Below are 15,561 nucleotides of genomic sequence, written 5' to 3' on the forward strand. Positions count from 1 at the left end.
ATGGAAAAAAGGTCGATTTTGTACTCAAGAATTTCTAAGCTTTCCCGTATTTATGCCCTTTTTGTGGTGTTGCTGGTAATTCCTGCACTCGGTTTTTCGCAAGAAAAGGCCTCTGTAGACGGTGAGAAGCCATATGATCCTAAGGTTGCCATTTTTGAGCACATAGGCGATGCACACTCATGGCATACTTTTGGTAAAGGAGCCATTCCGCTGCCGGTAATACTATATACCAACAAAGGTTTAGAAGTATTTATGTCGAGCAGGTTTTATAATGCACAGCACGAAGAGGTGGCTTATAAAGGCAATTACAACTACATCCTGGTAAATGATAAGGTAAAAATTACCGATGATGCAGGTAAGGTTGATGATACCCAAAAGGTTTATGATTTTTCAATTACCCGTAACGTTGCCAGTATGTGGATGGGTATGATAATATTGCTTATTATTTTTGGCAGTGTTAGCGCTGCCTACAAAAAGCGTCATGGTAAGGCACCGCGTGGCTTACAGTCGTTTATGGAGCCGGTTATACTATTTGTACGTGATGATATTGCCATCCCTAATATTGGTATAAAACACGGCAAGTATATGTCGCTGTTGTTAACGGTGTTCTTTTTTATCCTGATCAATAACCTGTTAGGTTTGGTTCCGTTCTTTCCGGGTGCTTACAACCTAACCGGAAATATCTCGGTTACGCTAACCTTATCATTTATTATTTTAATAGTAATAAACTTTAGCGGTAATAAATATTATTGGAAACACATATTTACGCCTGAAATTCCATTGTGGTTATATATCATCATGGTACCGGTTGAGCTGATTGGTATTATCTCAAAGCCATTTGCATTGATGATCCGTTTGTTTGCTAACATTACAGCAGGCCACATCATTGTGCTGAGCTTAATATCGCTGATATTTATATTTAAATCATTAGCAGTATCTCCGGCATCTGTTGTATTTGTGGTGTTTATGGATACGATTGAATTATTGGTAGCCTTTTTACAGGCCTACATATTTACCATGCTATCAGCATTGTTTATAGGTATGGCGGTTCAGGAGCATCACCACGAAGTAGTATAAGAATAATTATCTAACATATATATTAAATTATCAAACAATGACAGGAATGATCGGAATGATTGCCCAGGTTGCAGCAGTAGCTGGAATAACAGGTAAAATTGGAACACTTGGTGCAGGTTTAGCGGTTATCGGTGCAGGTATCGGTATTGGCCAAATCGGCGGTAAAGCCGTTGAAGGTATTGCCCGCCAGCCAGAAGCTGCTTCAAAAATTCAGACAAACATGATCATCGCTGCAGCCCTTGTTGAAGGTGTTGCGTTATTTGCGGTGGTTGTAGCCATGATTGGCTAAAAAAACTAAATATCCCGGAGCGATTGGCTCCGGGAATATTTAAAATTGAAATTATTAAAAGAATAAGCCTAACATTACAGTAAGCATTTATTATGGAGTTAGTTACACCCGAGATAGGTTTGGTTTTTTGGACGACAATATCGTTCCTGATACTATTGATTTTACTGCGTAAGTTTGCCTGGAAACCAATTTTAGGCGCTGTATCTGAACGTGAAAACACGATAGAAAAGGCGTTATTACAGGCTGAGGCAGCTAAAGAAGAAATGGCTCGTTTAACCAACGAGAACGAAGCTTTGTTAAAACAAGCCCGTGTTGAACGCGATGCTATTTTAGCAGAAGCCAAAAAGATTAAAGACCAGATCATCAGCGAAGCTAAGGATGCAGCCGGTAAAGAAGGCGCACGTATGATTGAAATGGCGCGTATAGAAATTAACAATCAAAAAACAATTGCTATGGCCGATGTTAAAAATCAGGTGGCAAGCTTATCGTTAGAGATTGCTGAAAAAGTATTGCGCAAACAGTTTGAAGATCAGAGCAAACAAGATGCTTTGGTTAGCGAACTATTAAAAGAAGTAAAACTTAGCTAATCGGATATTCCGGAATATAAAGATATGTCAGAATTAACAGTAGCAGCCAGGTACGCCAAAGCATTGATCGATCTTGCCGCAGAGCAAAATCTGGTTGAGGTAATAAAAGGCGACATGGAACTTTTCCTGCAGACCTTAAAAACAAGCCCGCAGTTAAAAGCGGTATTGGCTAACCCTATTGTATCTCATTCAAAAAAAGTAAAAATTCTTGACGAGATTTTTGAAGGTAAGGTTAACAAGGCAAGCATTGCATTTTTTAAGCTAATGGTTAATAAAAGCCGCGGCGAGGTTTTATATACTACTGCAATTGAGTATGTAAATCTGTATGATATTAAAAATCATATTGTACATGCTTCTGTAGTATCAGCTTCGGCATTATCAGCAGCTAATAAAGATACCATGATTGCAGATATACAGGCAGCCGTTGGCGGTACTGTAAAATTAAATGCAAAGGTAGATCCATCATTAATTGGTGGGTTTGTTTTAACCGTTGGCGACAGGGAAATTGATACCAGCATTGCCAGCGATTTAAAGAAATTGAAAAAGGAATTTGCCCAAAAGGTAATTACTAATTAAAACTAAAACTCTAAAATAAATTTAAAAATGGTAGAGGTAAGACCAGATGAGGTTTCTGCAATTTTGCGTCAGCAGTTAGCAGGCTTCAAGTCAGAATCTGAATTAGAAGAAGTGGGTACCGTGCTCCAGGTGGGTGATGGTATTGCACGCGTTTACGGATTAACGAAAGTACAATCAGGCGAATTGGTTGAGTTTGGTACCGGTTTACAAGGTATCGTACTTAACTTAGAAGAAGATAACGTAGGTGTGGTTTTGTTAGGTAGATCCGATGATATAAAAGAAGGTGACACCGTTAAACGTACTAACAGGATCGCTTCTATTAACGTTGGTGAAGGCATGCTTGGCCGTGTTGTGGATACCTTAGGTACCCCGATTGACGGTAAAGGACCAATTACCGGTACAACTTACGAAATGCCTTTGGAGCGTAAAGCACCGGGTGTTATCTACCGTCAGCCGGTTACTGAGCCTTTGCAAACTGGTATCAAAGCTATTGACGCGATGATCCCTATTGGCCGTGGCCAGCGTGAGTTAGTTATTGGTGACCGTCAAACAGGTAAAACTGCCGTTTGTATCGATACCATTATCAATCAGAAAGAATTTTATGATGCCGGGAAACCGGTTATATGTATCTATGTTGCCTGTGGCCAAAAAGCTTCAACAGTAGCAAACATAGTGCGCACGCTTGAAGAAAAAGGTGCAATGCCTTATTCTATCATCGTTGCTGCTAATGCATCAGACTCTGCAACCATGCAATTCTTTGCTCCGTTTGCAGGTGCTGCCATTGGCGAGTACTTCCGCGATACAGGTCGTCCTGCTTTGATCATTTATGATGATCTTTCAAAACAGGCGGTTGCATACCGTGAGGTGTCGTTATTATTACGTCGTCCACCGGGCCGTGAGGCTTACCCGGGTGACGTGTTTTACCTGCACAGCCGTTTATTAGAGCGTGCTGCTAAGATCAACCAGAATGATTCAATTGCGCAGGCAATGAATGATCTGCCTGAATCTATCAGGGGCATTGTAAAAGGTGGCGGTTCATTAACAGCATTACCTATCATTGAAACACAAGCGGGTGACGTATCAGCTTATATCCCAACCAACGTAATTTCAATTACTGATGGTCAGATATTCCTTGAGTCTAACTTGTTTAACGCAGGTGTTCGTCCGGCTATTAACGTAGGTATTTCGGTATCACGTGTAGGTGGTAACGCGCAGATCAAATCAATGAAAAAAGTAGCCGGTACTTTGAAATTAGACCAGGCACAATACCGCGAGCTTGAGGCTTTCTCAAAATTCGGATCAGATCTTGATGCTTCTACAAAAAACGTATTAGATAAAGGTGCCCGTAACGTTGAGATCCTTAAACAAGGTCAATACTCACCGGTAACTGTTGAAAAACAAGTTGCTATCATTTACTTAGGTACTAAAAACCTGATGCGTAATGTACCGGTAAATAAGATCCGTGAGTTTGAAAGCGAATTTACAAGCCAGTTAGAATTGCGTCATCCTGAAGTTTTAGCTGCCCTTAAAGCAGGTAAATTTGATGATCAACTAACAGGCGTACTGGAAACAGTTGCAAAAGAACTGGCTGGAAAATATTAATTTAGTTAGTAATGCTGAGCCTTTTTAAATAAAGGCTTAGCATTCAACACTCCAAAAAAAGAATGGCTAATTTAAAAGAAGTAAGAAACAGGATAAAATCTGTAAGCTCAACACAACAGATCACCAAGGCTATGAAAATGGTTTCGGCAGCTAAGTTGAAAAGGGCTACAAACGCTATTGTACAATTACGTCCTTATGCCAATAAGCTAAAGGATCTGTTGGCTAACTTATCTGCAAGTTTAGAGGATGGTTCATCCCCTTACTTACAGGATCGTGAGCCGGTAAAGGTATTGGTAGTGGTGGTATCATCAAACCGTGGTTTGGCTGGTGCTTTTAATGCCAATGTTATTAAAACTGCCAACAACCTGATTGCCGAGAAATACGGCGAGCAGCTAAGGGCTGGTAATGTTTCAATAGTAGCTATTGGTAAAAAGAGCCAGGAGTTTTATCAACGCCGCAAGTACAATGTTATTGGTAACAATAACGATCTGTACCTTGACCTGAACTTTGCCAATGCATCAGTTATTACACAAAGCATTATGGATGGCTTTTTAAAGGGTGATTATGACCGCGTTGAGCTGGTTTATAACCATTTCAGAAACGCTGCTATGCAGTTTTTGATAACTGAGCAGTTATTGCCTGTTCCGAAACCTGAAAAGAAAGAAGAACTTAAAGCAGCACAGGTTGACTATATACTTGAACCATCACAGGAAGAGATTGTAGCCGAACTGATCCCTAAAAACATCAAAATTCAGTTATACAAAGCCGTATTAGATTCAAATGCATCTGAACACGGCGCACGTATGACCGCAATGGATAAAGCTACCGAAAACGCGGGTGACCTGTTAAAGGCACTTAAGTTAGCTTACAACCAGGCACGCCAGGCAGCAATTACTACCGAGCTTACCGAAATTGTGAGTGGTGCAGCAGCCTTATCGGCTCAATAAGTGCTTAAATCCTTTTAAAGGATAATTAAAATATGAAAACTGCTTTCCTGAAAAGGGAAGCCATTTTTGTTTGAGGCTTATTTTTCTGATTCAGACAATTAAACAAAATGCCCTGTTCTGCTGTTGTTTTATTATGACAAAGCCAGTAAACGCAATAGACAAGCCATCATCAACTGACAAGCCGGTAGATAAGGGTGGTAAAAGCAAAGTTCGGAAAGAAGACAAGCAATATCATGCAGACGAGCCTAAGCAGGAAAATATAGCAAAGCGCCATGAAAGGGAAGAGCAGCCAGTTGATCCGGTAAAGACCGCGCCTGTTAAGTAATTAAACTTACGACTTAACAATCCCGGCCGAATTAAACTGCAGATCGTAAAGCTTGCGGTAATAGCCACCATCAATGCGCAGTAATTCCTGGTGAGTGCCCATTTCTTTGATCTCGCCGTGGTCGAGCACAATGATTTTATCGGCATTTTGGATGGTAGACAGGCGATGCGCTATTACAATGGCAGTACGGCCCTGCATCAGCTTGCTGATGGCATTCTGAATCAGGATCTCTGTTTCTGTATCAACCGAAGAGGTGGCTTCATCTAACACAAGGATAGCCGGGTTGTAAACCAACGCACGGATAAATGAGATGAGCTGCGATTGCCCTGCCGAAAGCGTGGAGCCCCGTTCCATCACATTATAATCATAACCACCGGGCAGGCGCTCAATAAATTCGTGGGCGCCAACATCTTTAGCTGCCGCGATGATCTGCTCGCGGGTAATCTCCGGGTTATTCAGGCTGATGTTATTGCCGATGGTATCGGTAAATAAAAATACATCCTGTATCACAGTAGCAATACGCGATCGAAGGTAATTAACATCATATTCCCTGATGTCGATCCCATCAACCTTAACATCTCCTTTACCAATTTCGTAAAAACGGTTCAGTATATTAATGGTTGATGATTTACCTGCCCCGGTTGCGCCAACCAGAGCCAGGGTTTTGCCGGGTTCTAAATGAAAGCTGATGTTTTTTAATACCCAATTCTCATCGTTGTAAGCAAACCAAACATTATTAAATTCTATTTCGCCTGCTAAAACGGCTGGCTTTAAATGACCTGTGTTTATGGCAACTTCGTCGGTGTCCAAAACTTTAAAAATCCTGTCGGCACCCACCATACCCATTTGCAGGGTATTAAACTTATCGGCCAGCTGGCGGATAGGGCGGAACAGCATATTCAGCAATACAATAAACCCGGTAATAACACCCGGTGTAATACCATGCGGCGAAGCCGTAATAGATTTGATCTGTTGATCAGAAAGGATACGTTTACAACCATACCATACCAACAGCCCAATACATACGGCAAATAAAATTTCAACCACCGGGAAAAAGATAGAATAATACCAGTTGGAGCGGATATTTGCATCTCTGTACTTTTGGTTTACCGCCTTAAACTTGCGCATCTCCTGGTCTTCGCGCGCAAAGAACTGGATAATACTGATACCCGAAATATGCTCAGCCAAAAATGTATTTAATTGCGCCACCTGTGTACGCACCTCCTGAAAGGATGATTTGATAGCTTCCTTAAATACGTAGGTTGACAATAATAGGAAAGGCATCGGGATCAGCGTGATCAGCGCCAGCTTCCAGTCGATAAAAAGCATATAACCTATTACCGCAATAACCAACAGCAGATCGCCCATTATTGAGATCAAACCTTCCGAAAAAATATCGGCAATGGTTTCTAAGTCTGATACGGTACGGGTAATCAGCATCCCGATGGGGGTGCGGTCAAAATATTTAAGCCTCAGGCTGGTAATATGATTAAATATATCGATCCGGAGATCGCGGATCACAGACTGGCCCAGCGAGTTGGTTAAATAAGTTTGATAATACTGCGCAACCGTTTGTATAATCAGCTGGCCTATCATCAGCTCAACCATAAATACCAGACCTTTATAATCGTCTTTTAAGATATGATCGTCGAGCGTTTTTTGGATCAGGATAGGTTGTATCAGGGCCGAAACCGCCAAAAATATGGTAAGAAATGCGGCAACGTAAAACGTAACGTTATATGGTTTAACATAATGCATTACCCGCTTTAGCAGGTTCCAATCAAGCGCTTTCCCGGTTACTTCGGCCATTTACTATTTATACAATTAATGATGGTGTTATGAGCAAATTTAAATTTATAAATCCGGAATAAGGCCTTTTGGGTTTGTCGTTTTACCTTTCAGTAACAAAAGGGTACTTAACCGCTGTTAAATAAAGGCCGCAGGCAGGTACAGACATCCCCGCATTGCTGCGGTTCTTACTCTCAATAATAGCGCGAACTGCTTCGGGTTCAATCTCTTTTTTGCCCACTAAAATTAATGTACCTACTATAGCCCTCACCATATTGCGCAAAAAACGATCGGCCGAGATATGGAATACTATACCATCGTCCTTAACCACCCATTCGGCTTTGGCTATTTTGCAGTTATTGGTTTTTACCTGTGTATTTGATTTGCTGAAACAGCTAAAATCGGTGTATTCTGTAATAATGGCCGCTGCCTTATTCATTAGCTTAATATCAGGATAGTCGCGCAACTCCCAGGAGTAGCCGTTCTTAAATGGATCTTTACTAAAATGGATATGGTATTCATAGCTTCGCAAAGTTGCGTCGAACCGTGCATGTGCTTCGGCAGCTACTGCAAAAATATTTTTTATACCAATATCTTTTGGGAGGATGGCGTTAATGCCCCTTACAATCCCTGCTGCTTTTTCTGTAGACCAGGGCATATCTGTTTCGGTAGCTACATCAAAGTGTGCAAAAAACTCTTTACTGTGTACGCCGGTATCGGTACGGCCGCAGCCCGTGGTTTCAATAGGCTGGCGTAAAATGGTTGCAAGGCTTTTGTTTAATATCTCCTGCACGCTAACCGCATTTTGCTGTATCTGCCAGCCATGATAGTTAGTGCCGTCGTAAGCAAGTTCAATAAAATAGCGTTGTTTGGTCACGCTTCAAAGTTAATAATTGTAGCAGTACTTTTAATAACCGGCTTTTAGGGTTTAACTAATGTATTCTTTATAGATCTGCTCAAAGAATAATTTGTTTTCAACGGCAAGGTCAAAAGGCTGATCGAGAAATGAGCTGCTGTACCCAATGGATTTAGCCAGGTTTTTCAACACCTTAAAGTAAGTGATCTCGATGCCTTCAATTTGTTGCAGGTAAAAAAGAATAAAAACATCTTTCTCTAATGCAGTTTTACCGGTTTTGATGGTTACCAGGTAAGCCTCAAGCGTCATCGCTTTTATACTTAACGTATTAGCTTGTGAAGGGTTTTCTCCAATAGCTTTATACACTTCATCCATTTGTTTTATCTGGCTTTCGGTGTCGTCTATGCACTCTTGTAAGGCTTGCTTTAAAACAGTTAGTTTGGCTATATCTTTAACTTCATTAAAAAAATTAATTAAATGATGCTTGCCGTAATATATATAATTCAGATGTTCTAAAAAAGTTCTTTTTAGCAGCAGGTCATCTATCTGTACATCTTTCGGTTGCATAGCGGCTAAGGGCTGGTCCATGATAAAATCAGTAGGGGATGAATTACCGAATAAATATACATTTATTAATTGAAAATAATATTTAGTTGCAGTGCTGCATAAGTAATTCTACAATAGCTAAACAATTATATCTTTGCTGTTATAATTTACCCCGTATGTTACAACGAATACAAAGTATATATCTTTTTTTGGCTGGCCTTGCGCTGTTCGCCTTGTTTCTTTTTCCGCTGGTGCATAATGTTTATGTTAACAGCAAGCCACTAACTATTATGGTTACCGGCGTTTACCAGGATGTAAACGGGCAACCCACACATACCGAGTTTTTTGTAGCCTTAACTGTAGCTACCGCTATTTTAGGCCTTATACCCTTGTTTATAATATTTTTATATAAAAACCGCAAGCAGCAGATAGCCTTATGTTACAGTGCCCTGCTTGTTATTATTGGCTACAGCTTTTGGATGTCGCAAACGGCTAAACAAATAATGGGCGAGGTACAGATAGATACCCATAACTGGGGTATCGGGCTGTTTATGTCGTCGTTAAGTTTAATATTTATATTGTTGGCTATCAGCGCCATTAAAAAGGATGAGAAGCTCGTAAAATCAGCAGACAGGTTAAGATAATCCTATCGCTAATTAAACTTCCCAAATCCCTCAATCTTACGGTATGGTTTGCTGAAAAAATCGCCCACAACCTGGTTAAACATATCCTTATAGTAAATAGGAGTTGAATGCCCCGAGTTTGGTAGTATCCACAAGTATGCATTTGGAATAGTTTGAGCTATCAGCATGGTATGCTTGGGTAGTATCACATCATGATCGCCGCCAATTACAAGGGTGGGGCAGCTTATCATTTTCAAGTCCTCTAATTTAATATGCGGCTCGTACGATAAAAGGTGAAGCAGCTTAAGCTGATCTTTGATAGCAGGGGTAACGGTCTTCATTTTTTTAACGGAATCCTGCCCGATCTTATTCATTTTCATTACATAATTGTAAACAAAAGGATCAACGGCTGTGGTATCGGGCCATAGATTAGCGCCGGTTACCGCTAATTTCTTTACCTTATCCGGATGGTGCATGGCCAGCAGCAGGCCATTGATACCGCCATCGCTCCAGCCAATTACATAGCATTGTTTTAAGTTCAGCTTATCAAGCAGGGCATTAAGGTCGTCAGCCATCATTTCGTAGCTTAATGAATCGGTATGGTCAATTGATTTGCCCTGTGCGCGGCTATCGGCAATTATAACCTGGTAATTTTTTGCAAAGTAAGGGATCTGGTATAAAAAGTTATTGATGGAGCCTCCGTTGCCATGTATAATTAAAAGCGGTTCGCCTTTGCCATAGGTTTCATAATACATTTTAAAACCGCGTATATCTGCGTATTTCCCAGCTGCTGCATTGCGGCCGTATTTAGTGGTATCAAAAGGCGAATTACCTTGCTGGGCAAAGCCCGTTTTAATAAACAGACCGAAGATTAACAGGAGTGATATTTTTAATTTCATGAGGTGATAAGATAAATTGAATAAAAATAAGATAATTATCTAAAAAGTAGATATTTAGGCGGATAAAATACCATTATGATAAATTTCGCAAGAGGTATTGCTATTGTAAATTATAATGGATACCTTTGCGCCCGATTTGGCGATGTAGCCAGATCCGTTATTTAAATTCATGAACCCATTTATTCAACTGGGAATCCGTCATGATATTGTTAATGCCATCTCTGAGTTAGGATTTGAAAATCCTACGCCAATCCAGGAACAGTCAATTCCGGTATTGTTAACAGGCAGCAACGATTTTGTCGGATTAGCCCAAACCGGCACTGGTAAAACTGCTGCCTTCGGACTGCCGCTATTAGAACTGCTGGACTTCGAAGTAAATTATCCGCAAGCACTTATATTGTGCCCAACCCGTGAGCTTTGTTTACAGATCACGAACGACATAAAAAACTACTCCAAAAAAATGAACAACGTTAATGTTGTTGCTGTTTATGGCGGAGCAAGTATTTCTGATCAATTACGCCAGATTAAACGCGGTGTGCAAATTGTTGTTGCAACCCCTGGCCGTATGCTTGACATCATTAACCGTAAGGCGATTGATTTTTCGCAGGTTAAGTTTGTTGTATTGGATGAAGCTGATGAGATGCTAAACATGGGCTTCCAGGAAGACATTGACAGTATTTTATCCACTACTCCCGACGAGAAAAAAACCTGGTTGTTTTCAGCCACAATGCCTTCAGAGGTTCGCAGGATCGCGAAAAAATACATGACCGATCCATTTGAGCTTACAATGGGCGAAAAAAATACCGGTAATGCTAACATTGAGCATGAGTACTATATAGTACGTGCCCGTGATAAGTATGCCGCATTTAAACGTATTGTTGATTTTAACCCTGATATTTTTGGTATCGTATTTTGCCGTACTAAAATTGAAACGCAGGATATTGCAGAAGCTTTGCTTAAAGATGGCTACAACGCCGATTCTTTACATGGTGACCTGTCACAACAACAACGTGATAAAGTAATGAAACGCTACCGCGACCGCAGCCTGCAATTATTAATTGCTACTGATGTTGCTGCCCGTGGTATTGATGTTAGTGATATAACACACGTTATTAACTATTCATTACCTGATGAAGTTGAAAACTACACTCACCGTAGCGGCCGTACAGCCCGTGCAGGTAAAACAGGTGTATCAATCTCTATCATCAACGCTAAAGAATTAGGTAAAATACGCCAGATAGAACGCGGTTTAGGTAAAAAGTTTGTTAAAGCTGAAATACCTACAGGTTTTGATGTTTGCGAAAAACAACTTTTCTCCATCGTACATAAAATACATGATGTACAGGTTAATGAGCAGCAAATTGAGCAATACCTGCCACGTATAATGGAAGAGTTTAAGGATTTGACCAAAGAGGATTTCATTAAACGCTTTGCATCAATTGAATTTAACCGTTTCCTTGATTATTATAAAAATGCACCTGATCTTAATGCACAGGTTGAAGAAGGCCGTCGCTCTGAAAGAGGTGATGAGCGTTCATCAAGCCGTGGCGAAAGCGGTGGCAAATCAGAATACACCCGTTTATTTATAAACTTAGGTTCTGTTGATGAGTTTAACCGTGGCGATTTGTTAGGTTACATCTGCAACCAAAGCAAAATAAGCGGCCGTACAGTAGGTAAAATTGATGTTAAGGGTGTTTACTCTTTCTTTGAAGTACCTAATGATGACGTTGAAAAAGTGATGGCTGGCTTTAAAGAAGCTGAATTTAAAGGTCGTCCTGTAAGGATAGAAGTATCTGGCGAAGGCAGCAGCGAGCGCCGCGAAGGTTCTCCACGTCGTGAAGGTGGCTATAACCGCGAAAGAAGCGGTGGTGGCGAGCGTCGCGAAGGTGGTTACAACCGCGACAGAAGCAGCGGTGGTGGCGAGCGTCGTGAAGGCGGTTTCCGCGATTTCTCTGGCAAACGCCGTGAAGATCGTGGTAGTGCTGGCAGTGGCGAACGTCGTAAAAGGTTCTAAAATTTGTTAGTTTTCATAGTGTTCGTCTCAGGGCGGACAAAAGTTTAGTTTAGTTTTGTTTTACAAAGCCCTCGTTCTGCAAAAGATCGGGGGTTTTTGTATTTACAGGAACTTGTAAGTCTTTTAGATTACCTCGGCCGGAGGCCGGAAAATATTCGTTACCCGGATGGAGCCGGGCGACTGCTGTTTAGGATAATATAAAGGGGTTATTTAGAATATTCTACAGCGACAGAATCAGGACCCATCAGTTTCAGGTAATGATCATCCATTTTTTGTACAACAAATTTGGTGTAAGGCTGGTTACCCTGGAAAGACGTGCATATCGTATCGCCTTTAATAAAGTAATCTTCGTCAATAGCTTCACCATCGTCCATACTAAAACCTTTTTCTGTTATGTTAAGCTTAACAGATCCATCTTTTGATTTCCAGTTTCCCTGTAATTTACTTTTTACAGGGTTTGAACATGCCACAATCAGCAAAGCCAACGCACAGGCAACATGCACAAATGTTAAAGCATATTTATTCATAGGGTAGGGTATTAAAAAACGCCTGCTAAACTGTATTTATTAGCAGGCGTTTCAAAATTAGTGAAGTTATTACATGGGTTTGTCCATCAATTGTGATTTTTTCAGATAAACCCTGTGCCCTTTTTTATTTACATAAAAGTAGTGTGAGTTTTTATTGATGTAAACGGTTTGTCCTTGCGGGCCACATTTACCTTCGTATTTTTTATCGGTAATAGCAGCTGCACCTGTAGCGGCTATCTGTGATGTTTTATGGCCAACCTTTTTAGCTGTTGTTCCAATTTTGTGACCAAGTGTTGAATCTTTGTGAGTTTGTGCCTGGGTTTGTCCAAATGTGAAAATTCCCGCGGTAAATAAGGCTACTTTAAGTATGTTTTTCATGATTACTGAATTTTTATTTCAGTAGCACTAACTCAATTTTTCGGCCAAATGTTTCATTTCTTGTACAGGTGGCCTTTTTTCATATAAAATGGCATAAACAGCATTGCAAATAGGCATATTCACATTGTACTGTTTGTTAACCTGGTGTAGGCAATTTACTGCATAATATCCCTCGGCAACCATGTTCATTTCCAGCTGTGCCGATGTTACGGTATAGCCTTTGCCTATCATATTGCCAAAAGTACGGTTACGGCTAAACTGCGAGTAGGCGGTAACCAACAGATCGCCAAGGTAGGCCGACTCTTTTATATCACGGTTTATGGGGTGTACGGCATCAACAAAACGCATCAATTCGCGGATGGCGTTCGAGATCAGTACCGCCTGGAAATTATCTCCATAGCCAAGCCCGTGGCAAATGCCGCTGGCAATAGCGTATATGTTTTTAAGCACAGCACCATATTCGGTACCATATATATCATCAGATATGATGGTTTTAATATAACGGGTGTTAAACATGCCTGCAAACTCAGCAGCAAGCGTTGTATCGCGCGATGCTATGGTGAGGTAGGATAACTTCTCCAGTGCTACCTCTTCGGCATGGCATGGGCCGCTGATCACTATAAAATCATCGAACGAAACATTATAATGCTGGTTCAAAAATTCGCCGATGATCTGGTTCTCATCCGGAACGATCCCTTTTATAGCTGATATTATCTTTTTACCCGACAGATCTTCTGGGGTAATACCAGTTAACGCATCTTTTAAAAATGCAGCAGGCACGTTGAGCAAAATAAAATCTGCTTTCTGAATGATCGCCTTTAAATCCGACGAAACGTTTTGCGCGGGTATATTGATCTCTACCGAGCTGAGATAGTTTGGATTATGCTTGAATTTCTGAATATGTTCTACCGCATGGGTATTGCGCATCCACCAAAAAATTTCTTTTTCGGTGGTATTATCGGTCAGTATTTTAACATTGGCCGTAGCCCAGCTGCCACCGCCAACAACGGCAACCTTGTTGTTTTTTGTATGCATTAACAATAAAAAAAGTCCTGCCAGGTTTAATTGACAGGACAAAGCTAATTATATTTTTGTGATACTTCAGCAGTTCATTTGCGTATTGGCAATAGGTGCTTTATAAGTGGTTACTTACCATCGCCGGTAAACAGCTTGTTTTTATCAACCTTTTCAACAGTCATATTATCAGTTAATAATTTAGATATGGTAGCAAACGGAGCCGAAACAACCTCGTCGCCATTTTTAAGGCCCGATAATATTTGTATGTAAGTATCATCCTGTATGCCTGTAGTAACCAGCACCTGTTTTACTTTGCCTGCTTTGTATACATAAACATATTCTTTTACAGGGGCAGTGATGGATGGTTTACTGCTATCCGGATCATCCTGTTTTTTATTCAGGCTGTCTTTCTTTTTCTCCTGGCGGGTAGTTACCGATTGTATTGGTACTGATAATGAATGTGTTTGATTGGTATTAATATCAACAGTAGCGGTTAATCCCGGGCGGAAAGGTGATGGGTTGGTAGCTGTTTTAACCAGCAGGTTTTTGTACGAATCAGCACTGATCCTTACCTTAACGGTAAAGTTGGTAACCTGATCGGCATTGGTGCCCACTACGTTAGCCGAACTGCCTATTTCAATTACAGTACCGTTAAAAGTTTTACCCAAAAATGCATCTACCTCAATTTTTGACGAATCGCCAAGTTTTATGCGGTTAATATCATTTTCGTTTACGTCAACATTAACATCAAGCTGACCAAGGTCTGATATGGTCATGATCTCGGTACCGGCAAACTGCTGGGTTCCTAAAACACGTTCGCCTTTTTGTACAGATAGTTTAGAAACCACCCCGTCAACCGGTGCATAAATAGATGTTTTGGCCAGGTTATCTTGTGCTTCTTTAACTGATGCTGATGTTTGTGCCAGGCCATAAGTTGAACCAATAACATTTTGCTTGGCAGCTTCAAGGGCCGCTTGTGCACCTTCAAAATTAGCTTTAGCTGCATCAAATTCAGCTGCGGTTAATACCTTGTTTTCATAAAGTATTTTATCGCGTTTATAAATTGATGCCTGGTTATTAAAGGTAGCTTCGGCTTGTTTAAGTAACTGGCTGGAGTTACCTACACTTGCTTTTTGGCTGTTGTAGGATGCAACGGCCCTGTCATAACCTGATTGTAGAATATCGGGCCTGATACGGCAAAGCAACTGGCCTTTTTTAACCACGTCACCTTCCTTTATAGGCAGTTCAACAATCTCGCCCGATACTTCGGGGCTTATCTTTACCTCCACATGTGGTTTTATTTTACCGCTTGCCGATACCGACTCATTAATATCGCGTACAGCAGCTTTCTCGGTAGCAACCTGTGTTACCTGGGGCTTGCCTATTACACCCGCTACCTTAAGTATAACGAGTAAAACGATCAGCGCGACTAATGAGATCAGAATATATTTTGTAGTTTTTCCCATGATTATAATTGTGAATGGCGTATTGGTGTTTTATTTAGTATGCT

Annotated in this window: 17 protein-coding genes; 9 read left to right on the forward strand and 8 right to left on the reverse strand. The window is 40.8% G+C overall.

Annotated elements, in window-relative coordinates; all coding sequences use genetic code 11:
- From atpB to ACQY4U_RS06045, 7 genes are all read left to right on the forward strand, one after another.
- Complete coding sequence (gene atpB, locus ACQY4U_RS06015) at positions 1-1,077, forward strand: F0F1 ATP synthase subunit A (protein WP_428328489.1); 1,077 nt, start codon at positions 1-3, stop codon at positions 1,075-1,077.
- 46 nt (positions 1,078-1,123) lie between these two features.
- Positions 1,124-1,366, forward strand: coding sequence for an ATP synthase F0 subunit C (atpE, locus tag ACQY4U_RS06020; protein ID WP_428329727.1), 243 nt, complete (start codon positions 1,124-1,126; stop codon positions 1,364-1,366).
- Between the two features lie 92 nt (positions 1,367-1,458).
- The gene (locus tag ACQY4U_RS06025; RefSeq protein ID WP_428328490.1) at positions 1,459-1,953 is read left to right on the forward strand and encodes a F0F1 ATP synthase subunit B; all 495 of its coding nucleotides are present in this window, start codon (positions 1,459-1,461) and stop codon (positions 1,951-1,953) included.
- A gap of 24 nt (positions 1,954-1,977) precedes the next feature.
- Entirely contained in the window at positions 1,978-2,529 is a 552-nt protein-coding gene (gene atpH / locus ACQY4U_RS06030) for an ATP synthase F1 subunit delta (RefSeq protein ID WP_428328491.1), read from the forward strand.
- Positions 2,530-2,556: 27 nt separating this feature from the next.
- The gene (atpA, locus tag ACQY4U_RS06035; RefSeq protein ID WP_428328492.1) at positions 2,557-4,131 is read left to right on the forward strand and encodes a F0F1 ATP synthase subunit alpha; all 1,575 of its coding nucleotides are present in this window, start codon (positions 2,557-2,559) and stop codon (positions 4,129-4,131) included.
- Positions 4,132-4,193: 62 nt separating this feature from the next.
- On the forward strand, positions 4,194-5,078 hold the full coding sequence (atpG, locus tag ACQY4U_RS06040) for an ATP synthase F1 subunit gamma (RefSeq protein ID WP_428328493.1): 885 nt from the start codon (positions 4,194-4,196) through the stop codon (positions 5,076-5,078).
- 133 nt (positions 5,079-5,211) lie between these two features.
- A complete protein-coding gene (locus ACQY4U_RS06045) occupies positions 5,212-5,403 on the forward strand; it encodes a hypothetical protein (RefSeq protein WP_428328494.1) in 192 nt (63 codons plus the stop codon).
- Positions 5,404-5,409: 6 nt separating this feature from the next.
- Here the strand turns inward: ACQY4U_RS06045 and ACQY4U_RS06050 are convergent, their stop codons facing one another.
- The 3 genes from ACQY4U_RS06050 to ACQY4U_RS06060 form a co-directional block, all read right to left on the reverse strand.
- Complete coding sequence (locus ACQY4U_RS06050) at positions 5,410-7,212, reverse strand: ABC transporter ATP-binding protein (protein WP_428328495.1); 1,803 nt, start codon at positions 7,210-7,212, stop codon at positions 5,410-5,412.
- Positions 7,213-7,294: 82 nt separating this feature from the next.
- Positions 7,295-8,068: a tRNA pseudouridine(38-40) synthase TruA gene (truA, locus tag ACQY4U_RS06055; RefSeq protein ID WP_428328496.1), complete on the reverse strand. Its 774-nt coding sequence runs from the start codon at positions 8,066-8,068 to the stop codon at positions 7,295-7,297.
- Between the two features lie 51 nt (positions 8,069-8,119).
- Positions 8,120-8,635 (reverse strand): DUF892 family protein, encoded by a 516-nt coding sequence (locus ACQY4U_RS06060; RefSeq protein ID WP_428328497.1) that lies wholly within the window; start codon positions 8,633-8,635, stop codon positions 8,120-8,122.
- 134 nt (positions 8,636-8,769) lie between these two features.
- On the opposite strand from ACQY4U_RS06060, the gene ACQY4U_RS06065 reads away from it, so the two are divergent.
- Complete coding sequence (locus ACQY4U_RS06065; protein WP_428328498.1) at positions 8,770-9,237, forward strand: DUF4293 domain-containing protein; 468 nt, start codon at positions 8,770-8,772, stop codon at positions 9,235-9,237.
- Between the two features lie 8 nt (positions 9,238-9,245).
- Here ACQY4U_RS06065 and ACQY4U_RS06070 read toward each other — a convergent pair whose 3' ends face one another.
- Positions 9,246-10,115, reverse strand: a complete 870-nt coding sequence (locus tag ACQY4U_RS06070) for an alpha/beta fold hydrolase (RefSeq protein ID WP_428328499.1) — start codon at positions 10,113-10,115, stop codon at positions 9,246-9,248.
- 169 nt (positions 10,116-10,284) lie between these two features.
- Here ACQY4U_RS06070 and ACQY4U_RS06075 point away from each other — a divergent pair, with 169 nt between their 5' ends.
- Complete coding sequence (locus ACQY4U_RS06075; RefSeq protein ID WP_428328500.1) at positions 10,285-12,129, forward strand: DEAD/DEAH box helicase; 1,845 nt, start codon at positions 10,285-10,287, stop codon at positions 12,127-12,129.
- Between the two features lie 206 nt (positions 12,130-12,335).
- Here the strand turns inward: ACQY4U_RS06075 and ACQY4U_RS06080 are convergent, their stop codons facing one another.
- The 4 genes from ACQY4U_RS06080 to ACQY4U_RS06095 form a co-directional block, all read right to left on the reverse strand.
- On the reverse strand, positions 12,336-12,656 hold the full coding sequence (locus tag ACQY4U_RS06080) for a hypothetical protein (protein WP_428328501.1): 321 nt from the start codon (positions 12,654-12,656) through the stop codon (positions 12,336-12,338).
- Between the two features lie 69 nt (positions 12,657-12,725).
- Positions 12,726-13,034, reverse strand: coding sequence for a hypothetical protein (locus ACQY4U_RS06085; protein ID WP_428328502.1), 309 nt, complete (start codon positions 13,032-13,034; stop codon positions 12,726-12,728).
- A 27-nt stretch (positions 13,035-13,061) separates the two neighbouring features.
- Positions 13,062-14,069, reverse strand: coding sequence for an NAD(P)H-dependent glycerol-3-phosphate dehydrogenase (locus ACQY4U_RS06090; protein ID WP_428328503.1), 1,008 nt, complete (start codon positions 14,067-14,069; stop codon positions 13,062-13,064).
- Between the two features lie 110 nt (positions 14,070-14,179).
- Positions 14,180-15,517: an efflux RND transporter periplasmic adaptor subunit gene (locus ACQY4U_RS06095; RefSeq protein WP_428328504.1), complete on the reverse strand. Its 1,338-nt coding sequence runs from the start codon at positions 15,515-15,517 to the stop codon at positions 14,180-14,182.
- Positions 15,518-15,561 lie beyond the last annotated feature (44 nt).

The sequence above is a fragment of the Mucilaginibacter sp. genome (genome assembly GCF_965277465.1).
Taxonomy (GTDB): Bacteria; Bacteroidota; Bacteroidia; order Sphingobacteriales; family Sphingobacteriaceae; genus Mucilaginibacter.